Source organism: Hymenobacter sp. BT559 (genome assembly GCF_017571525.1).
Classification (GTDB): Bacteria; Bacteroidota; Bacteroidia; order Cytophagales; family Hymenobacteraceae; genus Hymenobacter; species Hymenobacter ginsengisoli.
The window spans coordinates 225,768-248,187 of sequence record NZ_JAGETY010000006.1 but is presented as its reverse complement, the minus strand read 5'-3'; the positions used below and the strand labels follow the sequence as shown (position 1 = coordinate 248,187).

The 22,420-nt window shown below is 61.3% G+C and carries 17 protein-coding genes; 7 read left to right on the top strand and 10 right to left on the bottom strand.

Features of this window, described 5'->3' with window-relative positions; all coding sequences use genetic code 11:
• Nucleotides 1–50 precede the first annotated feature (50 nt).
• Nucleotides 51–2,150 carry a DNA primase gene (dnaG, locus tag J4D99_RS10615; protein ID WP_213019544.1) on the bottom strand — a complete coding sequence of 700 codons (2,100 nt, stop codon included), beginning with the start codon at nucleotides 2,148–2,150 and terminating at the stop codon, nucleotides 51–53.
• Nucleotides 2,151–2,431: 281 nt separating this feature from the next.
• On the opposite strand from dnaG, the gene J4D99_RS10610 reads away from it, so the two are divergent.
• Entirely contained in the window at nucleotides 2,432–3,475 is a 1,044-nt protein-coding gene (locus tag J4D99_RS10610; RefSeq protein WP_208131675.1) for an LLM class flavin-dependent oxidoreductase, read from the top strand.
• Nucleotides 3,476–3,558: 83 nt separating this feature from the next.
• On the opposite strand, the gene J4D99_RS10605 is transcribed toward J4D99_RS10610, so the two are convergent.
• From J4D99_RS10605 to J4D99_RS10595, 3 genes are all read right to left on the bottom strand, one after another.
• Nucleotides 3,559–5,040, bottom strand: a complete 1,482-nt coding sequence (locus tag J4D99_RS10605) for a TolC family protein (protein ID WP_236018614.1) — start codon at nucleotides 5,038–5,040, stop codon at nucleotides 3,559–3,561.
• Nucleotides 5,041–5,124: 84 nt separating this feature from the next.
• Nucleotides 5,125–6,501 carry an HlyD family secretion protein gene (locus J4D99_RS10600; protein ID WP_208131674.1) on the bottom strand — a complete coding sequence of 459 codons (1,377 nt, stop codon included), beginning with the start codon at nucleotides 6,499–6,501 and terminating at the stop codon, nucleotides 5,125–5,127.
• Nucleotides 6,494–7,516 carry an ATP-binding cassette domain-containing protein gene (locus J4D99_RS10595; protein ID WP_208131673.1) on the bottom strand — a complete coding sequence of 341 codons (1,023 nt, stop codon included), beginning with the start codon at nucleotides 7,514–7,516 and terminating at the stop codon, nucleotides 6,494–6,496. The genes J4D99_RS10600 and J4D99_RS10595 overlap by 8 nt, the downstream gene beginning before the upstream one ends.
• Before the next feature lie 246 nt (nucleotides 7,517–7,762).
• Here J4D99_RS10595 and J4D99_RS22085 point away from each other — a divergent pair, with 246 nt between their 5' ends.
• Complete coding sequence (locus J4D99_RS22085) at nucleotides 7,763–10,732, top strand: leucine--tRNA ligase (protein ID WP_208131672.1); 2,970 nt, start codon at nucleotides 7,763–7,765, stop codon at nucleotides 10,730–10,732.
• 130 nt (nucleotides 10,733–10,862) lie between these two features.
• On the opposite strand, the gene J4D99_RS10585 is transcribed toward J4D99_RS22085, so the two are convergent.
• The gene (locus tag J4D99_RS10585) at nucleotides 10,863–11,456 is read right to left on the bottom strand and encodes an FMN-dependent NADH-azoreductase (protein WP_208131671.1); all 594 of its coding nucleotides are present in this window, start codon (nucleotides 11,454–11,456) and stop codon (nucleotides 10,863–10,865) included.
• 272 nt (nucleotides 11,457–11,728) lie between these two features.
• Between J4D99_RS10585 and J4D99_RS10580 the strand changes: the two genes are divergently transcribed.
• Nucleotides 11,729–12,097, top strand: a complete 369-nt coding sequence (locus J4D99_RS10580; protein ID WP_208131670.1) for a winged helix-turn-helix transcriptional regulator — start codon at nucleotides 11,729–11,731, stop codon at nucleotides 12,095–12,097.
• Nucleotides 12,098–12,159: 62 nt separating this feature from the next.
• Here J4D99_RS10580 and J4D99_RS10575 read toward each other — a convergent pair whose 3' ends face one another.
• Complete coding sequence (locus J4D99_RS10575) at nucleotides 12,160–14,199, bottom strand: alpha/beta hydrolase family protein (protein WP_208131669.1); 2,040 nt, start codon at nucleotides 14,197–14,199, stop codon at nucleotides 12,160–12,162.
• 75 nt (nucleotides 14,200–14,274) lie between these two features.
• Here J4D99_RS10575 and J4D99_RS10570 point away from each other — a divergent pair, with 75 nt between their 5' ends.
• On the top strand, nucleotides 14,275–15,771 hold the full coding sequence (locus J4D99_RS10570; protein ID WP_208131668.1) for an amidase: 1,497 nt from the start codon (nucleotides 14,275–14,277) through the stop codon (nucleotides 15,769–15,771).
• A gap of 166 nt (nucleotides 15,772–15,937) precedes the next feature.
• On the top strand, nucleotides 15,938–18,565 hold the full coding sequence (locus J4D99_RS10565; protein ID WP_208131667.1) for a M14 family metallopeptidase: 2,628 nt from the start codon (nucleotides 15,938–15,940) through the stop codon (nucleotides 18,563–18,565).
• 74 nt (nucleotides 18,566–18,639) lie between these two features.
• Here the strand turns inward: J4D99_RS10565 and J4D99_RS10560 are convergent, their stop codons facing one another.
• From J4D99_RS10560 to J4D99_RS10545, 4 genes are all read right to left on the bottom strand, one after another.
• Nucleotides 18,640–19,290 (bottom strand): NAD(P)-dependent oxidoreductase, encoded by a 651-nt coding sequence (locus tag J4D99_RS10560; RefSeq protein WP_208131666.1) that lies wholly within the window; start codon nucleotides 19,288–19,290, stop codon nucleotides 18,640–18,642.
• A gap of 126 nt (nucleotides 19,291–19,416) precedes the next feature.
• The gene (locus J4D99_RS10555) at nucleotides 19,417–19,845 is read right to left on the bottom strand and encodes an Rrf2 family transcriptional regulator (RefSeq protein ID WP_208131665.1); all 429 of its coding nucleotides are present in this window, start codon (nucleotides 19,843–19,845) and stop codon (nucleotides 19,417–19,419) included.
• Nucleotides 19,846–19,857: 12 nt separating this feature from the next.
• Nucleotides 19,858–20,217: an MmcQ/YjbR family DNA-binding protein gene (locus J4D99_RS10550; protein WP_208131664.1), complete on the bottom strand. Its 360-nt coding sequence runs from the start codon at nucleotides 20,215–20,217 to the stop codon at nucleotides 19,858–19,860.
• 14 nt (nucleotides 20,218–20,231) lie between these two features.
• On the bottom strand, nucleotides 20,232–20,408 hold the full coding sequence (locus J4D99_RS10545; RefSeq protein WP_208131663.1) for a DUF6728 family protein: 177 nt from the start codon (nucleotides 20,406–20,408) through the stop codon (nucleotides 20,232–20,234).
• A gap of 135 nt (nucleotides 20,409–20,543) precedes the next feature.
• Between J4D99_RS10545 and J4D99_RS10540 the strand changes: the two genes are divergently transcribed.
• Together J4D99_RS10540 and J4D99_RS10535 are read left to right on the top strand one after the other, a co-directional pair.
• On the top strand, nucleotides 20,544–21,893 hold the full coding sequence (locus J4D99_RS10540; RefSeq protein ID WP_208131662.1) for a dicarboxylate/amino acid:cation symporter: 1,350 nt from the start codon (nucleotides 20,544–20,546) through the stop codon (nucleotides 21,891–21,893).
• 48 nt (nucleotides 21,894–21,941) lie between these two features.
• The gene (locus tag J4D99_RS10535; RefSeq protein ID WP_208131661.1) at nucleotides 21,942–22,418 is read left to right on the top strand and encodes a nuclear transport factor 2 family protein; all 477 of its coding nucleotides are present in this window, start codon (nucleotides 21,942–21,944) and stop codon (nucleotides 22,416–22,418) included.
• The last annotated feature ends 2 nt before the right edge of the window (nucleotides 22,419–22,420 follow it).

Genomic DNA, 22,420 nt, shown 5'->3' with positions numbered 1-22,420 from the left:
AGGAAAGATTGCCGCGCTGCGCTCGCAAGGACAAACGATTTTGTGAGCTTCTACGCATTGCGCGCCACGACGGTGCCGAGCATCTGGGCCAGCTGGCCGTCGAGCTTGGTAAGCTCGTTGTAGCGCAGCAGGGCATTGAGCTGCTCGTTCTGGTCGAGGCGCGAGTCTTGGAGCTGGGCCAGGCACTGCTGGCGCTCGCGCTGCACGTGGCACTTGTTGAGGCGCAGGATGGCGTTGTCGCAGGCTAGCTGAATGAGGTTCAGCTCGGTAGGCACGTAGATATCCTTGATGCGCCAGTTGGGGCTGAGGTCGTAGCGCTCGGTGGCAAAATCGGCCAGCAGCGAGCGGATGCCCGCGTCTTCGTGGTGGGCCAGCAAACGCAAATCGGGCAGCTGCCCCTGCAAAAACTGCTCGCGGCACTCGGCCCATAGCCGCGCATAAAGTGGATTGCGCAGCGGCGTGCCGTCGAGCTGGCTCAGTAAATAGTGCGCCACCGTGACTTCGGGCTGCACCTCGTGCGGGCCATAGAGCACCAGCAGGCGCAACACAGCCTGCTCGCACTGGGTCAACACATCGAGGGGCGCGGCCAGCTCGCTAGGGTCGGCATTGAGCGTGCTGCCGGGGTGAATGCCGGCCGTGGCCTCCGCTTCCGAGCCGCTCGACACGCCGTACATGGCCATTTCCGCTTCTTCCTCAGACGAGTAGCTGCGCGCCGGCGCGGTCGCCGGGGCAGCAGTGGGGCTAGCGGCGCGGCTCTCGCGGTGGTCGTCGGCAGCGGGGCGGCTTTTAGAGGGGCTAGCGGTTTTGAGGAGCTTGTTATATTCGGTGATAATCACCTGCTCCTCAAAGCCAAACACGCTGGCCGTTTGCTGCAGAAACACCTGGCGCTTGAGGCCGTCGGGCACCTTGGCAATGCTCTGCAGCACGTCGCGGATGGCCTCGGCCTTTTTCACCGGGTCCTGGCTGGCCTCGCGGGCCACCAGGGTGGTTTTGAAGGCAATAAAGTCCTGGCTGTGGTTTTCGACGTGGTCGGCAAAGCGCTGGTCGCCCACTTTGCGGATGTAGCTGTCGGGGTCGTCGCCATCGGGGAAGAGCACCACGCGCACGTTCAGGCCGCCTTCGAGCAGCAGGTCGATGCCGCGCAGACTGGCCTTAATACCGGCCGCGTCGCCGTCGTAGAGCACCGTCACGTTGTCGGTGTAGCGTTTGATGAGCCGAATCTGCCCCTCGGTGAGCGAGGTACCCGACGAGGCCACCACGTTTTTGATGCCGCCCTGGTGCAGGCTCAACACGTCGAGGTAGCCCTCCACGAGGTAGCACAATTCTTCGTGCCGAATGGCCTGCCGCGCCTGAAACAAGCCGTAGAGCACGTCCGACTTGTGGTAAATCTCCGACTCGGGCGAGTTGAGGTACTTCGCCATCTTGTCGTCGCGCTTCAGCGTGCGCGCCCCGAAGCCCACCACGCGCCCGCTCACGTTGTGAATCGGGAACATGACGCGGCCCCGGAACCGGTCGTAGCGCCGGCCGGTGTCGCGGCCCTGGTCGTCCTCGCGCTTCACCACTAGCCCCGTTTTTTCGAGGTATTTGAGCTGATGCCCGGCCGTGGTGGCGGCTTTCATCAAGCCCTCAAACTGGTCGAGCGAGTAGCCCAGCTCGAAGGTCTGGATGGTCGTCAGGTTCAGGCCGCGCTCCTTGAGGTAGCCGTAGCCGATGCTCATGCCTTCCTCCGACTTCAGCAGCAAGCCGTGGTAAAAATCTTTGGCCCAGTTCGATACGATGTATTGCGAGTCGCGCTCGTTCTGGGCTAGCTGCTCTTCGGGCGTGCGCTCCTCTTCCTCGGGCACGGCCACGCCGTACTTTTTGGCCAGGCCGCGCAGGGCCTCGGGGTAGCTGCTGCCCTCGATGTCCATCACAAACTGGATGACGCCGCCCGCCTTGCCGCAGCCAAAGCACTTGTAAAGGCCCTTGGCCGGGTTTACCGAAAACGAAGGCGATTTTTCGTTGTGAAACGGGCACGGGGCCCAGTAGTTCTGGCCCTTGCGCTTGAGTTGCACGTAGTCGCCCACCACCTCCAGGATGTCGGCGGTGTGGATAATCTGGTCAACGGTTTCTTTGGGGATGCGGGCCACGGCGGAGGTTTCGAGTTTCAAATTTACACCCGGCGCACCAGCACGGCCGGCAGTGGCGCGAGTTTAAGCGCAGCCGCAGCTCGTGCCGACTATAGCGAGGAGGCTGCACCTCCACTGCCGCGCCTGCGGCAAGGCGTGAGTGCGCCGCTAGGGTCGTTTGCCTAGCTTGTGCTACGGGAGGCACCGCGAGCCCCGTTCGCTAGCCGTCGTTCAACGCCGAGCGTGGGCAAGCCCCACCGCTACGGCACCAACTTTTAGCGAACCAGCGTGGTTACAGTAGCTCCTATTCCACGTGCCTCATCATGACAACTTCCGCTAAACAGGTCGCTTTTTCCGTGCTGGATTTGGCGCCCATCCTGGCCGGCGCTACGCCTACTGATACCTTTCGCAACAGCCTTAATCTGGCCCAGGCCGTCGAAAAGCTGGGCTACACCCGCTACTGGCTTTCCGAGCACCACAACATGGCCAGCGTGGCCAGTTCCTCGCCAGTGGTGCTGATTGGCTATATCGCGGGCGGCACCACTACGCTGCGCGTGGGCTCGGGCGGCATCATGCTGCCCAACCACGCCCCGCTGGTGGTAGCCGAGCAAATCGGGACGCTCGCCTCGCTCTACCCCGGCCGCATCGACCTGGGCCTGGGCCGCGCTCCCGGCTCCGACCAGCGCACGGCGCAGGCCATCAGGGGCAGCCGCATGGGCGGGCCGCAGGATTTTCCGCGCGATATTCAGCAGCTACAGGCCTATTTCTCGGCCGATAACAGCACGGCGGCCGTGCGCGCCATTCCCGGCGAGGGGCTCGACGTACCGATTTATATCCTGGGTTCCAGCACCGATAGTGCCTACCTGGCGGCGGCGCTAGGCCTGCCCTACGCCTTCGCCAGCCACTTTGCACCGGCCCAACTGCTGGCGGCTCTGGAGATTTACCGCTCGAATTTCCGCCCCTCAAAAGCGCTGGCTAGCCCCTACGTGATGTCCTGCGTGAACGTGATTGCGGCCGATACCGACGCGCACGCCGAGTATCTATCCACCTCACTCCAGCAGTTTATGATGAGCGTGGTGACGGGCCGCCCGGCTCCGCTGCCGCCGCCCGTAGACGATATGCGCCCGCTGTGGGTGCCCGGCGGCCAGCAGGCCGTGCAGCAGATGCTAGCGTATTCGTTCATCGGCAGCAAGGCCACCATTCAGCAAGACTTGCAGGAATTTCTGCACGAAACGCAGGCCGATGAACTGATAGCCGTGTCGAATATTTACGACCAGGAGGCGCGGATTTACTCCTATCGCCTGTTTGCCGAGGCGCTGCAAGGCGTCGGGCAGCCGCAGGAGGCTAGCGAGGCCGTTTTGTCCTGATTGTGTAGCGACGCATCCTTGCGTCTCGTCGTTGAACGATAATCGCCCTGACGGCGCGCACGACGAGACGCAAGGATGCGTCGCTACTCTCCTGCCACCGAGCGCGTGCCGGCGTAGTAATACAGCTCGGCACGCGCTTTTTCGTAGCTGGCGCGCAGGCTTTCCTGCTTGATGCGCAGCTCGATAAGCTTGCTTTCGCGGGCGTTGATGAGGAAAATGGTGCTCTCGCCCAGCTCAAACTTGGCTAGCTCGGCTTGCAGCAGCTTGCGCTGGTTGGCCACCGTTTGGGCTTGCAGGGTCAGCTGCTGGTCGTAGGCGCGCAGCGTGTTATAGACGTTTCCGACCTGCGTGGCGATGGTGCGCTGGCTCTGCTGGCGCTCCAGCATCGTTTCCTGCACCTGAATGCGGGCGTATTGCAGCTTGCCACGCTCGGCGCGTAGGAAGAGCGGGAAGGCAAAATCGACGCCCACCTTGTGGTTGGCCCAGCCAAAGTCGTAGTACCCGGGCACCTCGGGCCGGTAAAAATCGCCTTGGCTGATGAGCGTAGCGCTCACATTCAGCTTGGGTTTGAGCAGCTCGCGGCGGTAGCGCTCCTCGATGCCGAGCTGGCTGATTTTGGCCCCTAGCTTACGCAGCGTGGGGTGGCTGGCGGCGGCCAGGTCGGCGAGGCGCTGGTATTCTTGGCGGCTCACGGTGTCGCGTACTGGCGTTTGGGGCGCGGCGTAGGCGGGCAACTCCATGGGCTGGCCATCCTTGCTCCAGAGGTGGTTGGAGAGCACGAGGCGGGCGTTTTGCACTTCTACTTGCAGCTGGGCGGCCTGCACCAGGCGGTCCTGCACCGTGATTTGGGCCTCTACGGAGTCGATGGGTGCCTGGTCGCCAATCTGGGCGCGGCGGGCAGTGGCCTGGAAGCGGCGGTCGGCCAGCGCTACACCTTCCCGGATGAGCTGGGCCTGCTGGTAGGCGTAGTACCAGTTCCAGTAATCCTTGGCAGCTTGCAGCCACACTTCGTTTATCTGCTTCACGCGGTCGGCCTCGGCGGCGGTCTGCATAATTTTGGCTTGGCGCAAGGTGCTGCGGCGGGCATCAATGAGCAGACCCTGGCCGATGGGTATCGACAAGCCTACGCCCGCTAGCCCATTCACGGGCGTGCGGCCTTCAGGGTTCACGTAGGTGCCCACATTGCGGTCGTAGCTGGCCTTGAGGTCAATGCCACCGGGCCAGAGCGGTATTTTCAGCTCGTTGCCCCAGTTGTTGTAATAGTCGGTGCCGCCAAACTGCTTGCGGTGAAAATCGGCCCCTAGCTTGGGGTCGAAGCCGCCGCGGGCTTGCAGCACTTGGCTGCGCGCCTCGTCGCTGAGCAGCGCCGCCTGCTTCACAATGGGGTGGTTGGCAAAGACTAATTCGGCCAGGTTTTGGAGCGAAAACACCTTAGCCGTATCGACGGGGCGCACTGCGTCGAGCTGGGTGGTTTGGAGCGGCGCGCGCTCCAGGCCCGAGCGCTGGGACGGTAGCTGCGGGTTTTGGGCGTGGGCGGGGCTAGCCAGGGCGGCAAGCAATAGCAACCCTAGCGTGGCGCCCCACCCTCGGCGCCACGTTAGCGAGAAGCTGGTTGACCCACAAAAAGAAAGCAATTCACTCATCATAACCTACTTCCCTTTCTCCTTACTTTCCTTCACCGGGCTGCCGTCGGGCTCGGTGCTGAGCGTGGGCGGGAAGCCGTTGAGCTGCCGCCAGATTTCGTACCACACCGGCACCGAGTCGAGAATGACCCAGCCCTGCACGCCCGACCCTAGCCGGAGCTGCTTGGGCCAGGGGCGGTCGCCGGGCTGCGGCTGGGTGGGGCGCACCAGCAGGCGGTACTTGCCGCCAGGGCTGCTCACCACGTCAATCACCGTCACTTCGCCACCAAAAGTGCCCACCGCTGCCGAGGGCCAGCCCGAAAACTGGATGGCTGGGAAGCCATCGAACTGCAAGCGCACGGTGCGCCCGGGCTGAATGAGCGGCACGTCCATGGCCCGCACGTAGACCTCGGCGGCCAGCGCCGGTGCCTCGGGCTGGAGCGTGGCCACGCTTTCGCCTTCCTTAATGGTTTCGCCGATGCCAGCCTTAAGGGCGCGCACGATGAAGCCGGTTTGGGGCGCGCGCACCACGTAGAGGCTGCGGCGCATGGTCACGTTGCCGATTTTATTGCGGGTGGCGGCTACTTCACCTTCATAGCTTTCGCGGTTCGCCACGGCCGAGCTGCGGTCGGAGTTGGCCTTGGCCAGGTCCTGGGCGTACTTGGCGCGCAGGTTGGCCAGCTCAATGCGGGCGTTGGCCAGGTTTTGCTCGCTGCTGTTCACCTTGTTGCGCTGCGAGGTCACCTTGGCCAGGTCTTCCTGCAGCTTGAGGCGGCGCGTTTCGATGTCGGTGAGCGAGAACAGGCCGTTTTTATAGCCTTCCTCGTAGCGGGCCAGCCGGGCCTTGGCCGTTTCGTAAAACGTGCTGATGGCCACTAGGTCGGCGCGGTCGCTAGCCAGGTAGTTCTGGGCCTGCTCCACCTTGTTTGCGGCCGATTGCAGCTGCACGTCCAGGGTGGCGCGCAGGGCGGCAATCTGCTGGTCGGTGGCGGCTATTTTGGCCTGGTAGGCGGCTACGTTACCCTGCTTGGCGGCTAGCTGCTCACTTAGGCGCTCGGTCAGATTCGGGTCAAAGTACTCATCCTTGATTTCGGAGAGCATCAGCAGCGTATCTCCGCGGTGCACAAACTGGCCTTCGCGCACGTTCCAGTGCTCGATGCGGCCGGCTATCTGATTCTGAATGTTTTGGGGCCGGTCTTGCGGCGTGAGCGCGGTGAGGCTGCCCGCACCGTAGATGGTCTGGCGCCAGGGCAAAAACAGGATGATGAGGAAGACTAGCCCGATAGCGAGCAAGATGCGGCCTAGCCGGCGGCTGGCGTAGGTGCGCAGCAGCTCGGGGCGCGACTGCCGGGGCACGTGTTCCCACACCTCCTCGGCCACGTGTTGGTTCGAGAGATTAAGCATGGTCGTAGGCGATGGTATTCTTGTGCTCGTCGAGCGGCAGGTCGGTCACGACAGCTACTTTTTCTACCGCCGTCAGCACGTCAAAAATGGTATTGATGCTCGTCATGAGCTTTTCTATCGAGCCGCTAATCATCACGATAATAACTTCGGCGGCCACAAACTGGCCTAGCGTCATCTGGCGCGATACCACGAAGAGCGTACCCGCTATCAGCAGGCCGGCGGTGAGCAGCGTGCGCAGCGCAATGCCGTAGTTGTAATAAGATTTCAGCACCCGAAAGTGGGCGTTGCGGGCGTGCAGGTATTCCGAGGCCAGCTCGTCGGCACGGGCCAGGGTGCGGTGCTCCTGCGCATCGTCGCCACGCACCTCGTCGAGGCGGTCGGCCACGCCTTCGAGCCAGGCCACCAGTTCGTATTTATAAGCCGATTCTTCGATGCTGGTGCGCAGTGCCCGGCGGTAATTGAGCATGTACACGAACCCTAGCGCCAGGATGGTGAACAAGCCGAATCCGATGAAGATGGGGTGGTAAAAGGCCAGTACAAGCACGCCCATCAGGATTTGCAGCACCGCGAACATGACATCGACCAGCAGCTTGGTGAGGCCTTTCTGCACGGTCAGGATATCAAAAAAGCGGTTGACCAGCTCGCGGGCATCGAGGCCCGCTAGGGCCTCGGGCTTAATGCGCGGCAGGCGGTAGGCATACTCAATGGCGGCCTTGGCAAAAATGCGCTGCTCGATGGCCTCGACCAGCGTAATCTGACCTACCAGCAGGATGCCCCCTAGCAGCACGCCGCCCACTACCACTGCCACCAGGATGTAGGTGGAGCTGAACACGGCGCCAGTCGAAACGAGGTTGAACACGGCCTGCGTGCCCAGCGGCAGCGACAAGCTGATGATGCCCGTGATGATGGCGTAGAAGATGATGTAGCGAATGGTGGTGCGCTCCGTATCGAGCATGCGCGAGAGGCGCTGCCAGGGCGTGGGCGGGGGCAAATTGTGGTGATGAACGGCAGACATGGTAACGTAATTCCTTCTGTAGCTAGCCCCTACTAGGGCTCGCGGCCGAGCTAGGCTCGCAAGGCCCTAAATGAAGTATGGGTGAAATTTGTTGCAAAGGTTCGGGCCCAAAAGCCCTATTCCGGCCGATTTAATCGCCTTTTAAAGCCTTTTTAAGCTCGCTTTAATAAGTGCCTCTCGCCGCGGCTTCAAAAAAGGAGCCCCGCCCCGCTTGCGTACCTTTGCCTGATTCAACTAGCCTAGCAAATGCCCGCCTACCGCCCGCAAGACATAGAAAAAAAGTGGCAAGACCACTGGCAGCAGCACCACACGTTCCGCGCCGATAACTCGTCTGACAAGCCCAAGTACTACGTGCTCGACATGTTTCCGTACCCTAGCGGGGCGGGGCTGCACGTGGGCCACCCGCTGGGCTACATTGCCTCCGACATTGTGTCGCGCTACCAGCGCCTGCAGGGCCGCAACGTGCTGCATCCCATGGGCTTCGACTCGTTTGGCCTGCCCGCCGAGCAGTACGCCATCCAGACCGGCCAGCACCCGGCCGTGACCACCGAGAAGAACATTGAAACCTACATCCGGCAGCTCCAGCAGCTGGGTTTCAGCTACGACTGGGAGCGCGAGGTACGCACCTCCGACCCTAGCTACTACAAGTGGACGCAGTGGATTTTCCTCAAGCTGTTCAATAGCTGGTACAACCTCGACACCGACCGCGCCGAGCACATCCGCACCCTGCAGGAGAAGTTTGCCGAAAACGGCAGCGCTGGCATCCGCGCCGCCGGCGATGATGAGGACCGCCACGACTTCACGGCCGGCCAGTGGCAGAGCTTCACCGAGAAGCAGAAGCTCGCCGCCATCCTCCCCTATCGGCTCGCCTATCAGCAAGATACCTACGTAAACTGGTGTGCTGCGCTAGGCACCGTTTTGAGCAACGATGAGGTAAAAGATGGCCTTTCGGAGCGCGGCGGCTACCCCGTGGAGCGCCGCCTCATGCCGCAGTGGAACCTGCGCATCACGGCCTACGCCGACCGCCTGCTCAAGGGCCTCGATACCCTCGACTGGCCCGACGCCGTGAAGGAGATGCAGCGCAACTGGATTGGCAAGAGCATCGGGGCCGAGGTCAGCTTCCCGGTGCAGGGCCACAAAGGCACTGTGATTAAGGTATATACCACCCGCGTCGATACTATTTACGGCGCTACCTTCCTGGTGCTAGCCCCCGAGCACGAGCTAGTTGATACCCTCACCACACCCGACCAACGCGGAGCCGTGGATGAGTATATCGCCGCCACCAAGCGCCGCTCGGAGCGCGACCGCATGGCCGACGTCAAAACCGTGTCGGGCGTGTTTACGGGTGCCTATGCCCAGAACCCGGTCGATGGCACGCCCGTGCCCATCTGGCTGGCCGACTACGTGCTGGCCGGCTACGGCACCGGCGCCGTGATGGCCGTGCCCAGCGGTGACCAGCGCGACTACCTCTTTGCCAAGCATTTCGACTTGCCCATCCCGGCCATTTCGGATGCTCAAAAGGACCTCGACCAGCAAGCCGACGCCACCAAGGAAGGCCGCTACATCAACTCGGGCATCGTGAATGGCATGGGCTACAAGGAAGCCACCGCCACCCTCATCGCCTACCTCGAAGAGAAGGGCCTGGGCAAGGGCAAGGTGAACTTCCGCCTGCGCGATGCGATTTTTGGCCGCCAGCGCTACTGGGGCGAGCCCATCCCGATTTATTACAAGGATGGCACCGCCTACGGCGTGGCCGAGGCCGACCTGCCGCTCGTGCTCCCCGAAATCGACGAGTACAAGCCCACCGAAACCGGCGAGCCGCCGCTAGGCCGCGCCAAAGACTGGAAGTACAAGGGCCAGTACGAATTCGAGCTGAGCACCATGCCCGGCTGGGCCGGCTCTAGCTGGTACTACCTCCGCTACATGGACCCGCACAACGCCGACCGCTTCGTGGGCGAAGACGTGGAGAAATACTGGGGCCAGGTTGACCTCTACATGGGCGGCGCCGAGCACGCCACCGGCCACCTGCTCTACTCCCGCTTCTGGTACCTGTTCTTAAAGGACCTGGGCCTAGTGACGGCCAATGAGCCCTTCCAGAAGCTGATAAACCAAGGGATGATTTTGGGCGTTTCGGAGAAGATATTCCGCTTAGGTCATGCTTTGCCAGCCTCTGTTAGCGATTCTTCTGCAAGTGAAACAAAAGCAGCTTTAGACGCTCCATTTACTAAGCTGAAATTTTCTTCAATGGAGTTTCCGCTTGACTTTCCGACGAAGGATGTTTTTGTAAGTGCAGATATCCGCGATAGATTCCGTGATACTGCTGGGGTAAGTGATGGCACCTTGACTGCATTGCACGTTGATATTTCGCAGGTTGAGAATAACAAGCTTGACCTTGATAAATACCTAGCATCTCATCACGACCTAAAAGACGTCGTTTTCATCTGTGCAGGCGGCTATTGGCAAAACGGAAATTTTACTGCGTTTCCGTTCGGAGGTTCAGACGTCTTTTTGACAAATTCAGAAGTCGAGAAAATGTCGAAGTCAAAATACAACGTCGTGAACCCCGATGTGTTGATTGACAAATTCGGCGCCGACGCGCTGCGCCTCTACGAAATGTTCCTCGGGCCGCTGGAGCAGTTCAAGCCCTGGAATACCAATGGCATCACCGGCGTGGGCACCTTCCTCAAGAAGTTCTGGCGCCTCTTCCACCCCGAAGACGGCGCGCTGGCCGTGACCGACGAGCCCGCTAGCCCCGCCGAATTAAAGGCGCTGCACAAAGTCATCCAGAAGGTGGCCCAGGACATTGAGAAGTTCAGCTTCAACACCAGCGTCAGCACCTTCATGATTGCCGTGAACGAGCTGACGGCCCTCGGCACCCGCAAGCGCGCTATCCTGGAGCCGCTCGTGGTGCTGCTTTCGCCCTTCGCGCCCCACCTGGCCGAAGAGCTGTGGGAAGAGCTCGGTCACTTCCCCGGCAGCATCAGCTACGCCCAGTACCCCGAGTTCCGCGAGGAGTATTTGGTGGAAGCCAACGTGACTTACCCCGTGGCCATCAACGGCAAGGTGCGCGAGCAGCGCCAGTTTGCCGCCACCGCCACCGCCGCCGAAATCGAAACGGCGATTCTGGAATCGGATTTCCTCGCCCGCTTTGGCGAAGGCAAAACGCCGAAGAAAGTGGTAGTTGTGCCCGGCCGCATGGTGAACGTGGTAGTCTAGCAAAGTAGCCAGCCGAACGGCAGGCTTTGCTACGTGCTGCCTGCCATTCATCCCTAAACTCAAAAGGCCCCGCTCGGATATCCGAGCGGGGCCTTTTTTAGGTATAAGCGAGTTCGTGATACCTCGCCGCTTACACTTCAATGCTCGCAATAGCCTTCGGCAATGCAGTTGCGGCCAGCTCAGGAACCGCGGTACCCTCGACGCGCACCACCTCCATATCGGTGAGGCCCAGGAAGCCCAGCGTAGCCCGGAGGTAGGGAGCCACAAAATCGTAGACAGCCATTGGTCCCTCAGAGTAAACACCGCCGCTAGAAAGCGCAACGTATACTTTCTTACCCGTTATCAGTCCTTTCGGGCCAGCGGCTGTATAGCTAAACGTGATGCCGGAGCGGCACAGGTGGTCAATCCAGGATTTGAGGGTGGCAGGGATGCCAAAGTTGTAAAAGGGTGCGCCCAGCACCAGCACATCGGCCTCCAGCAGCTCCTGGATGGCCTCGTCGGAATGCCGCAAGGCGGCTTGCTGGGCCGGGGTGCGGGCTTCGGCCGGCGTGTACATAGATTGCAGGTAGGCCTCTTCGAGATGGGGCATTGGGTGCGTGGCCAGGTTGCGCTCACGCACCGTGCTGCCGGGGTGAGCCGCCAGGAGCTTTTCGACTATTTGGTGGCCTAGCTGAATGCTAAAAGACGACGAGCGCGGACTGGAAATAACGTGTAGGATATGCATGAACCAGGGAGAGCAGCCGCAGTAGTTTGGCTGGCTGCGGGGGCAAACCTATTGGCCCCGTTGGCCAGTAACCTAGCTGGTTCTAAAAAGGCTACCGGTCCCCAAAAGAGGAGCCATCTGGCTTTTAAGCAGTTGAAAATTAACGCTAAGCGGGGTTGACAGCTTACTCGCCGCCCGCTAGCCCCAGCCACTAGCTATCGCGGGCCTAAAACCTCTGGCTGGGCAGCTGGTACTATTGCAGCTTGCTTTTTAACCAGCCTATCCCCGTACTAATGCACCCTAATGGTATTCCCCTCAGCTCGCCCCAGTGCCGCAGCGCCCACCACGCAGTGCGCGATACCCTAGACGTGGTGGGCGGCAAATGGAAACTCGTCATCCTGGCCGTGCTGCGCGAGCGCAAGTACCGCTTCAAGGAGCTAAGCCGCGCTATCGGCATCTCGCCTAGCATCCTATCAAAAGAACTGCAGGAGCTGGAAATGAACCAGCTGGTAAAGCGCACGGTGTACAACACCACGCCCCTAACCGTGGAGTACGAGCGCACGCCCTACAGCAACACGCTGGAAGAAGTGCTGGAAGCCATGCGCACCTGGGGCAACCTGCACCACGAAACCATTGTGGGCAGAAAGCGCGTGGCCGCGTAATGCCAGACTCTTAAAAGGAAAAAGCCCGCTGCAAATGCAGCGGGCTTTTTCCTTTTAACTTTTTACTTGCCAGCCTGGGCCGTGCCGCCGGGCATCAGGTACTTATTGTACCAATTCAGGTAGCGCACGTAGCGGTCCTTTACGTAGCTAGGGGTGGTTACTCCGTGAAACTGGCCGGGGTAGATGACGAGCTGCGTCGGCACGTTGAGGCTCTTGAGGGCCTGGTACATCTGCTCGGTGTTGAGCAGGGGCACGTTGAAATCCTTCTCGCCGCACACGAAGAGCGTGGGCGTCTTGATTTTATCGGCGTGGTAGAAGGGGTACGACACGCGCATGTACACGTCGGGGTTTTTCCAGGGCGTGCCCAGCTCCGTTTCGTAGTCGCGGATGTACTGGTCGGTGCCGTAGCCGGCGAGCACGTTGCCGATGCTGGCGCCGCTCACGGCCGCCTTAAAGCGCTGGTCGCGGGCAATAACCTGGTCGGTCATGATGCCGCCGTAGCTCCAGCCGCCCACGCCGAGGCGGTCGGGGTCGGCCAGGCCCTGCGCCACGGCATAGTCTACCACGGCCAGCACGTCGTCGGTGTCTTTGTTGCCCCAGTCGGCGTAGATGGCCTTGCTGTATTCCAGGCCCCGGCCCGAACTGCCGCGCGGGTTGGCCACCACCACGGCATAGCCGTTGGCGGCAAAGTATTGCCACTCAAAGGCAAAGCCGTAGCCAAACTGCGCCACCGGCCCGCCGTGAATGCGCAGGATGGTCGGATACTTGCGGCCGGCCTGGTAGCCCACCGGCTTCACCATAAAGCCGCTCACCAGCGTGCCATCCTTGCTTTTAGCCTGAATGGGCTCGACGGCCCCTAACGACACGCCTTTTAGCCAAGCATCATTCTGCTTAGACAACGGCAGCAAGCCACCTTTTTTATCAAGCGCGAATACTTCGGTGGGCTGCTGCGGCTGGCTGCTGAGCACTACCGTAGTGCCCTTGGCGGTCCTATCGAAGTCGCCGACCTGGCGGGCGCCGGCCAGCACTTTCTCAATTTTGCCGCCGTTAGCCCCTACGCGCATCAGCGACTCGGCGCGGTCGTCTTCGAGCAGGAAATAGATGCTTTTGCCATCGGCGCTCCACTGCGGCTGGGTGGTGTTGCGGTCGAGGCCAGCGGTGAGGGCGCGGGCGGGGCCGCCGGCCACATCTACCACCATGAGCTGGTGCAGGGCATACACGAGCTGCTCTTTGGGACCGCCCTGCACGAAGGCGATGCGCTTACCATCGGGGCTCCAAGCGGGGCGGCTGCCGTAGTTGGGGGCGCTTTCGGGCACATCGGTGGCCAGCAGGGGCCTAGCGGTGGAGCCGGGCTGCGCATCAATGAGGAAGAGGTCGTAGTTGTCGTGGCGGTCGGGGTCGGGGCCGCGCTTGCTACTGAATACCAGCTGCTTGCTATCGGGGCTCCAGGCGGGCAGGTTCTCATCGTACACGCCGGGCGTGAGGTTGCTGAGGCGGCGCGTGGCCACGTCGAACACGTAGAGGTGCTGGCGCTGGTTATTCAAATAGCCATCGACGTCCTTCTTAAACTGGAAACGGTCGATGACGATGGGCGGCGCCGTTTTCTTCTTCGCCTTTTGAGCAGCGGTGAGCGAGTCGGGGTCGGCATCCTTGATAATCATCGCGATGCGCTTGCCATCGGGGCTCCAGATATAATCCGACACGCTGCCCTTGAGCTTGGTTACTTTTTCGGCCTCACCGCCGGCGCGGTTCAGCAGCCACAATTGGGCGTTGCCGTCTTCCTCATTGCGGCCCGAGAGAAAGCTCAGGTACTTGCCGTCGGGGCTGAAGCGCGGGCGGGTTTCGCTGGCGGGGTTGGTGGTGACGCGCAGGTTTTGGGAGCCGTCGGTGCGGGCCATCCACACGTCGGCATCGCGCTTGTCGGTGGTCGTGTCGATGCGCGACACGGTGTAGGCCACCCAGGCGCCATCGGGCGAGAGGTTGGGGTCGCCCACGTCGCGCATCCGGGCCAGGTCGGTAAGGTTGAGCGGGCGCGGAGCCGTCTGGGCGTAGCTAGCCAGGGGCAGGGCTAGCGCGGCCACAAAAAGTAGTTGTTTTTTCATACTAAATGTAAAGGAACTACAAGGACGCGCCAAGTTAACGCCCAGACGCACCCAAGCCGCCCCTATCTTGCCGCCATGCTTTCTCCCACCGAATACGACCAGCTCGATGGTCTGGGCATGGCGACCCTCGTAGCCAGCGGTCAGCTCACCGCCGCCGAGCTTTGCGCGGCGGCCATTGCCCGCGCCGAAGCCGTAAACCCGCGCATCAATGCCATCATTCTCAAGTTATTCGAGCAGGCGCAGCAGCGGGCCACGTCCGACCTACCGGCTGGCCCATTCGGGGGCGTGCCCTTTTTGCTGAAGGACTTTGGTGCCCAATACGCGGGCGTGCCACACACCGGCGGCAGCCAGGCGCTGCGCCACTTTGTGCCCACCGAAGACGCCGAGCTGGTGCGCCGCTGGCAGGCCGCGGGCGTCAATATTTTAGGAAAAACCAACACGCCCGAATTTGCGCTGCTGGCCGTGACCGAGCCCGCGCTATATGGCCCTTGCCGCAATCCGTGGTCGCTCGGCCACACGCCGGGCGGCAGCAGCGGCGGCGCGGCGGCAGCCGTGGCCGCCGGCATCACGCCACTCGCCGGCGCGGGCGATGGCGGCGGCTCCATTCGCATTCCGGCGGCCTGCTGCGGGCTGTTTGGGCTGAAACCCAGCCGGGGCCGCGTGCCTACCGGGCCCGAGCAGGGCGAAAAGTGGCAGGGCGCCGCCGTGGAGCACGTGCTCACGCGCTCGGTGCGCGACAGCGCGGCCATGCTCGACGCTACGCAGGGGCCCGATGTGGGCGCCCCGTACTTCCTGCCCCAGCCCGAGCGGCCTTACCTGGAGGAAGTGGGCCGCCCGCCTGGCCGGCTGCGCCTCGGCTTCACACTAGCCCACCCGCTAGGCCGGCCGCTGCACCCCGAGTGCGCTACGGCCGTGCGCGAGGCGGCCAGCCTGCTCGAAAGCCTGGGCCACGACGTGGAGGAAGTGCCGCTACCCTTCGATGGTCGGGCCGTGGCCACGGCCTTTCTCATGCTCTACTTTGGCGAAACGGGGGCTAGCATCGTCAGCTTGGCCAAGGTGCTGGGCCGCCCGGCGCGGCCTGCCGATGTCGAGCCCACTACCTGGCTGCTCGGCCTGCTGGGCCGCACCTACTCGGCCGCCGACTTTGCCGCCGCCCGCCACACCTGGAACGAGCACGCCCGCCGCATGGGCCTCTTTCATGAAAAATATGACTTGCTGCTGACTCCTACGCTGGCTACGCCACCGGTGCGCATCGGGGAGCTGCAGCCCAAGCCATTTGAGCAGAAGCTGCTGAAAGTGGTGAATACCTTCGGGTTGGGAGGCGTTATCCGGCGCTCGGGGCTGGTAGAGAAGCTGGCCGAGCAAAATCTGGAGAAGACGCCCTACACCCAGCTAGCCAACCTCACGGGCCAGCCGGCCATGTCGGTGCCCCTGCACTGGACCGCCGACGGCCTGCCCTGCGGGGTGCAGTTCATAGCCAGGCTCGGCGCCGAAGACGTGCTCTTTCGGCTGGCCGGGCAGCTCGAACAAGCGCAGCCCTGGTTTAGCAAGCGGCCAAGCTTAGCTTCTTAACCAGAAACCAGAGGCTACCGACTAGGGAGCTTTTGGCTGGATTGAGCAACATTTCCGCTAAATGCTCTCCTTTGCAAACGCTGTGCTGGTAGGTAAAGCCCCCGGCTGCATCTTTGCACCCTACGCTTAATCCTTTGCCTTCTCAATTTACTCCATTCTTTCTTTGATGACTTCTCTACTCTTTCGCGGGCAAGGCACAACGCGCATCGTGGGCCGGCTGGGCCTTGGTCTGCTGCTGGGGCTTGCCCTACCCCTAGCGGGCGCGGCGCAAACTGCGGCGCCCAGCCCTACCTCGGCGGCCGATGCAGCGGGGCCGCTGCTCACGCCCGACCAGTTTCTGGGCTACAAGCTGGGCAGCCAGTTTACGCCGCAGGCCGATGTATTGCGCTACGCGGCTCACGTGGTGGGCCACTCGCCGGGCCGCATGCGCATCACGCCCTACGGCAAAACCTACGAGAAGCGCACGCTGGAAGTAATCGAAATCGGCAACACTGAAAACTTCGGCCGGCTCGACGCCATTCAGCAGAACGACCGCCGGCTGGCTAGCCTCGAATCTGGCGCCGCCAGCCGCCAAATGCCGGCCGTGTGCTGGCTCAGCTACAACGTGCATGGCAACGAGGCCGTGAGCTCGGAGGCGGTAATGCAGGTGCTCTACGACCTGGCTAACCCCCAGGACACGCAGATGCAGGACTGGCTCAAGAACACCGTTATTGTGGTGGACCCCTGCGTGAACCCCGACGGCCACGACCGCTACGTGAACTGGTACAACCGCGTGCGCAACCAGCGCGTGAACGCCAGCCCCGACTCGTGGGAGCACCACGAGCCCTGGCCCGGCGGGCGCTACAACCACTACTACTTCGACCTGAACCGCGACTGGGCCTGGCAAACCCAGCAGGAAAGCCGCCAGCGTATTGTGCTGTATAATAAGTGGCTACCCCAGGTGCACGCCGACTTCCACGAGATGGGGCCAAACAACTCGTACTACTTCTCGCCGGCCGCCAAGCCCTACCACCAGGACATTACGCCCTGGCAGCGCAAGTTTCAGAACGTCATCGGCGACTACAACCGGGCCACGTTCGACAAAAACAACTGGCTATACTTTACCCGGGAAGTTTACGACCTGTATGCTCCGACCTACGGCGACACCTGGCCTAGCTTCAACGGCGCCATCGGCATGACGTATGAGCAGGGTGGTGGCGGCCCGGCCGGCGTAGCCTACGCCCGCACCGACGGCGATACCCTCACGCTGGCTCAGCGCATTTCGCACCACCACGCGGCCAGCCGGGCCACCATTCAGGCCACGGCCGAGCGCCACGACGACCTGCTGCGCGAGTTTCAGTCGTACTTCACCACGGCTAAGACTAAGCCCGGCGGCACCTACAAAACCTACGTGCTGGCTTCGGGCAACGACCCCGGCCAGCTACGTATGCTGACGCAGTATCTGGAGCGCCAGAACATCAGCTACGGCTTTGCCCCCAAGCAGCTCAAAACCAACGGCTACAGCTATGCTAGTGGCAAAACAGAGGCCGTTACCGTGCAGCCCCACGACGTGCTCGTGAGCATGTATCAGCCCAAATCGACCCTAGTGAAAGTGCTGTTCGAGCCGCGCCCGCAACTCGAAGACTCGCTCACCTACGACATCACGTCGTGGGCTCTGCCCTACTCGTTTGGCGTGAAAGCCTATGCGCTTACCCAGCGCCTCGACGCCAGCGGGCCCACACCTTCGCAGCCGGTAGTGAAGGGCAGCGCCGCCACGGATGCCCAGCCTTACGCCTACCTCGCCCGCTGGAACAACCTGCAGGATGTGCGCTTCCTGAGCAAACTGCTCCAGCAGAAAGTGAAAGTGCGTTTCGCTCAGCAGGGCTTTGAGGCCGAAGGCCAGAAGTATGCCCCCGGCACGCTCATTATTACGCGCACCGGCAACGAGGCGCTAGGGCCCAAGTTTGACCAAATTGTGCGGGCACAGGCCGACTCGGCTGGCTCGGTGGTACAGGCGGTAAAAACGGGCTTTTCGACTACCGGCCACGACCTGGGCTCGGGCAGTGTGCACTTTGTGAAGCAGCCCAACGTGGCCGTAGTGGCCGGGCCTGGCATCGACGCCACGGCCTTTGGCGAAGTGTGGCACTTCTTTGAGCAGCAGCTCGGCTACCCGATTACGGTGCTGGGCACCGACTATCTGAACCGCGTGGCCATGTCGAAAATCGACGTGCTCATCTTGCCCGACGGCGACTATACCGACATCTACCCCACCCCGGCCCTCGAAAACCTCAAGGCTTGGGTACGTGCTGGCGGCAAGCTCATCGCGATGGAAGGCGGCGCTAAATTCCTGGCCAACAAGCGCGACTTCTTGCTCAAAACCAAGTCGGCCGACTCAGTAGCGCTCAAGAAAGCCACCATGGCCAACCCCTACCTGCCGCTGCGCCGCTACGGCACCACCGAGCGCGAAAACACGGAAGACCAGGCGCTAGGCACCATTTACCGCGTGCAGCTCGACAACACCCATCCGCTGGCGTTCGGCTACGGCGATACTTATTCGGCGCTTATCCGCACGCCGCTCAACTACCGCTTCTTAGGCAAGGGCGGTTGGAACGTGGGCGTCATCAAGAAGAACGGCTACTACGCAGGCTTCGCGGGCTCGAAGGCCCGTAAGGAGCTGGTAGACACCTTCGTGCTCGGCGAGCAGGACCTCGGCCGTGGCCAGGTAGTGTACCTCGGCGACAACCCGCTGTTCCGGGCGTTCTGGCAAAGCGGCAAGTTGCTGTTTGGCAACGCTGTATTCTTAGTAGGACAGTAAACTAGCCTACCTGGCACGCAAAAGGCCGCCTTGCTGAGCAGGGCGGCCTTTTGCGTGCCAGGGATAGTACCAGCCTAGTAAGCAGCGGTAAAGCGCTGGCGGCTGAACTGATGTTTTTCGAGTTCGTCGAGCGCGGCCACGGCTAGGTCCTCGCCCGACAGGATGCTGCGGCCTTCGGCGTTGAACACCGGGTTTTCGGTGCCGAGGCGGTAGTGCCCGGTGCGGCCCGTATCGATGCCCTGGTGCATTTCAATGGCGGGGCTGAGGAACGTCCAATCGAGTTTAGTGTTCTGCTTCAACTCGTTAAGATAGTCGCGGGCTGCCGTAGCACCAGCCTTGTATTCAGCCGGAAACTGCGGGCCATCCACCAATTGGTGACCGTCGATATACAAGCTGCCTGCCCCACCGATTACAAATAGGCGCGGCACGCCGCTTTGCTCGGTCGCTTGTTCGATGGCGCGCGAGCCGGCTAAGGAATCGTTGTACAGATTGGGGTTGCCCCAGCCGGCGTTGAATGCATTGAGCACTACGTCGTGGCCCGCTAGCTGCTGAGCCAGTTGCTCTGGGTTGTTCACATCGCCAGTCACCACCGTCAAGTGGTCGTTTTTTTCGGTCAGTTTGGCTGGGTCGCGCACGATAGCGGTGACTTGGTGCCCCCGCGTGAGCGCTTCGTGCAATAGGTGAGAACCAACGAAGCCGGTGCCGCCGATAAGAGCAATTTTCATACGTTTAGGTTTGATGAGTAAGTGGTTATGCCGTGCAACCCTAGCAGGCTAGCTTGGCAGCTGCAAAGGTATACGGCATCAACTTCATTGTAACCATTATTGTTACAATAACTCGCAAAAAAAACACTAGCCTACTAGCTCGCCCATACCGGCTGCTACCTGCGCCACGCTCACACCAGCCAGTTGCTGCTCTAAAGCCGCTTGAGCACGGCGCAAGGTATCGTCGAGCGCGACCTGAATGTTGCGGCCAACCGGACACTTAGGGTTAGGCTTGTCATGTATACTAAAGAGGTCGCCCTCTACTACTTCCACCGCCCGGTACACGTCGAGCAGCGTAATGTCGGCCGGGGCGCGGCGCAGATACGTGCCACCGGCCGCCGCGCGCACCTCCACTAGGCCCGCTTTTTTGAGCTGGCCCAGGATACGCCGGATTACGACGGGATTGGTGTTGACGCTGCCCGCCATGCGGTCAGAAGTTAGCAGCTCGCCGACGGGCGTCACGGCCAGCAGCGTGAGCACATGCACGGCTACCGAAAATCGACTGCTAATCTGCATACGGTCAAAAACTTACTTAATGGCCTCTGCTAGTTCAGCGCGCACGGCTTTGGGCAGCGAGGCCACAATGAGCTGGTAGGACTCGGTGAGCCACAGGCGCATTTGCGCATCGGTGGCCCCCACGCCAACCAAGATGGTGTTCCAGTGCCGCTTGTTCATGTGGAAGCCCGGCAGCACGAAGTCGTAGCGCTCGCGCAGCTCTACGGCGTGCTCGGGGTCACACTTCACGTTGAAGCTGGCGAACGTTTGCAAGTTGGTGAGGGCAAATATCTTGCCCCCCACCTTAAAGACAAGTGTATCGGGGCCGAAGGGGGTTTCTTCGGTGGTGCCGGGCAAGCTCAGGCAGAAATCGCGGTACTCCTCGATATTCATCTCTCAGCCAGTGCCTAGCGAATAAACCAGCGGTAGAGCAGCACGCACAGGCCCACCAAAAACATCGCCATGCTCAGCTTATTAATGAAGTGCATTGTGCGCAGGTTGAAGTTGGTTTTACGCTCAGGGTCATTCTTGCGGAAGAAATAGCCGAGGGCAGGACCGAAATCGAAAAGGTTTTTGCCGTTCATGTCGGGGCGAAAATGAGTGTAGCAAGGTAACACCGGCCGTGCCAGAAAGATTGTCAAACTGCCACTTTTATCGCCGGGCCACGGCGCGGGCAATAGCTTTGCGCCAAGCGCTGGCGCTGCGCTCTTTTCCACCTGATGAAACGACTTTCTTCTAATCTCACCGTGCAGGTGCTCACCGCCATCGGGCTGGGGGTACTGGTGGGTGGCCTTTTTCCGGCCTTTGGCGCGGCGCTTAAGCCGCTGGCCGACACCTTTATCAGCCTTATTAAAATGCTGATTGCGCCCATCATTTTCCTCACGGTGGTGCTGGGCATTGCGGGCATGGGCAGCCTGGGCAAGGTGGGCCGCGTGGGCGGCAAAGCCCTCCTTTACTTTGAAATCGTGACCACGCTGGCCCTAGCCATCGGCATAGCAGTCGCCAACCTGACGCAGCCAGGCGCGGGCGTGCAGGCTACAGCCCAGGCCGTGCTGCAAGACAGCAAAAAGACTGCCGAAGCAGCCAAATTCACGACCCAGGCCAGCGAAATGAACTGGGTTGAATTTTTTACCCATATTGTGCCCGACAATGTGGTGGGCGCCTTTGCCAAGGGCGACATACTGCAAGTACTGCTTTTTGCCGTACTCTTCGGGCTAGCGCTCAATCGCTTGGGCGAGCCAGCTCAGCCCTTAGTTAAGACATTCGACCGGCTCTCGCACGCCATGTTTGGGGTGCTGAGCCTGGTAATGAAGCTGGCACCAATTGGGGCATTTGGCGGCATGGCTTTCACCATCGGCAAGTATGGCCTAGCCACGCTGCTGCCGCTGGGCAAGCTCATGCTAGTGGTGTACCTGACCATGTTCCTGTTCATTTTTGTGGTCCTGAACCTCATTTTGCGGGCCTATAAGCTGCGACTGGGGCCGTACCTGAGCTTTATTAAGGAAGAGATTTTGCTGGTGCTGGGCACCTCCTCCTCCGAGTCGGCGCTGCCCCGCATGATTGATAAGCTGGAGCGCTACGGCTGCTCGCGCTCGGTGGCGGGGCTGGTTATCCCCACCGGCTATTCGTTTAACCTGGATGGCACCTCCATCTACCTTTCCATCGCGGTTATCTTTTTGGCTCAGGCTTTTAACATTCCGCTTTCGCTGACGCAGCAGCTCTCGCTCATTGCCATTCTGGTCGTCACGAGTAAGGGCGCAGCGGGCGTCACGGGCTCTGGGTTTATTGTGCTGGCCTCTACCCTGGCGGCCACCAAAACTATTCCGGTCGAGAGCGTGGCCTTGCTGCTAGGGGTCGATAGGTTTATGAGCGAGGCACGCGCTATCACCAACGTCATCGGCAATGGGGTGGCCACCCTAGTCATCGCCAAGAGCGAGGGCGAATTTGACGAAGCCCGCCACCAGCTCGCGCTGCAGGGCCGCGATGTACCCGAGGAGCGGCGCCCTGAGCCCGTAGCCCTGCTGCCCCGCGTGGAAATGCCACATGAAGAAGAGCCGAATCAGGACTGATTCACAACAGGTTGTTTTACTTTCGCTAGCCCCTTGCTTAGTACTTCTATGAAGCACCTCCTTCCCTCTTTGCTGCTCGGCAGTCTGCTAGGCCCCGCCTTTGCCGCGCAGGCGCAAACCACCCCGGCGCCGGCCGAAACGCAGGCGGTGAAGCAAACTATCACGAACTTTTTTGATGGCATGCGGCGGGGCGACAGCACGATGGTGCGCAGTACGCTGGCCCCGGGGGCGGTTTTCCATGCGCTCGGCGCCAAGCCTGGGCAGGCTACTACCCTGGAAATTGAGAATATCAGCGGCTTTCTAAAATCTGTGGGGACGCCCCACCCCGCCATCTACGACGAGCGCGTGCAGTTTGAGCGCGTGCTCATCGACGCCAACCTGGCCAGCGTGTGGGCGCCCTACGAATTTTACCTGGGTAGCAAATTCAGCCACTGCGGCTACGACTCGTTTCAGCTGGTGAAGCTGGCTGGCGGCTGGAAAATCGCGCACGTTATTGACACGCGGCGCAAGGAGAAATGCAAGTAAAA

Coding starts and splice junctions, on each gene's coding strand:
- J4D99_RS10545 (WP_208131663.1), bottom strand. CDS start 20,408: ATGAACGGCAAAAACCTTTTCGATTTCGGTCCTGCCCTCGGCTATTTC.
- J4D99_RS10600 (WP_208131674.1), bottom strand. CDS start 6,501: ATGCTTAATCTCTCGAACCAACACGTGGCCGAGGAGGTGTGGGAACAC.
- J4D99_RS10575 (WP_208131669.1), bottom strand. CDS start 14,199: ATGAAAAAACAACTACTTTTTGTGGCCGCGCTAGCCCTGCCCCTGGCT.
- J4D99_RS22085 (WP_208131672.1), top strand. CDS start 7,763: ATGCCCGCCTACCGCCCGCAAGACATAGAAAAAAAGTGGCAAGACCAC.
- J4D99_RS10560 (WP_208131666.1), bottom strand. CDS start 19,290: ATGAAAATTGCTCTTATCGGCGGCACCGGCTTCGTTGGTTCTCACCTA.
- J4D99_RS10540 (WP_208131662.1), top strand. CDS start 20,544: ATGAAACGACTTTCTTCTAATCTCACCGTGCAGGTGCTCACCGCCATC.
- J4D99_RS10555 (WP_208131665.1), bottom strand. CDS start 19,845: ATGCAGATTAGCAGTCGATTTTCGGTAGCCGTGCATGTGCTCACGCTG.
- J4D99_RS10595 (WP_208131673.1), bottom strand. CDS start 7,516: ATGTCTGCCGTTCATCACCACAATTTGCCCCCGCCCACGCCCTGGCAG.
- J4D99_RS10610 (WP_208131675.1), top strand. CDS start 2,432: ATGACAACTTCCGCTAAACAGGTCGCTTTTTCCGTGCTGGATTTGGCG.
- J4D99_RS10535 (WP_208131661.1), top strand. CDS start 21,942: ATGAAGCACCTCCTTCCCTCTTTGCTGCTCGGCAGTCTGCTAGGCCCC.
- J4D99_RS10585 (WP_208131671.1), bottom strand. CDS start 11,456: ATGCATATCCTACACGTTATTTCCAGTCCGCGCTCGTCGTCTTTTAGC.
- J4D99_RS10570 (WP_208131668.1), top strand. CDS start 14,275: ATGCTTTCTCCCACCGAATACGACCAGCTCGATGGTCTGGGCATGGCG.
- J4D99_RS10580 (WP_208131670.1), top strand. CDS start 11,729: ATGCACCCTAATGGTATTCCCCTCAGCTCGCCCCAGTGCCGCAGCGCC.
- J4D99_RS10565 (WP_208131667.1), top strand. CDS start 15,938: ATGACTTCTCTACTCTTTCGCGGGCAAGGCACAACGCGCATCGTGGGC.
- J4D99_RS10550 (WP_208131664.1), bottom strand. CDS start 20,217: ATGAATATCGAGGAGTACCGCGATTTCTGCCTGAGCTTGCCCGGCACC.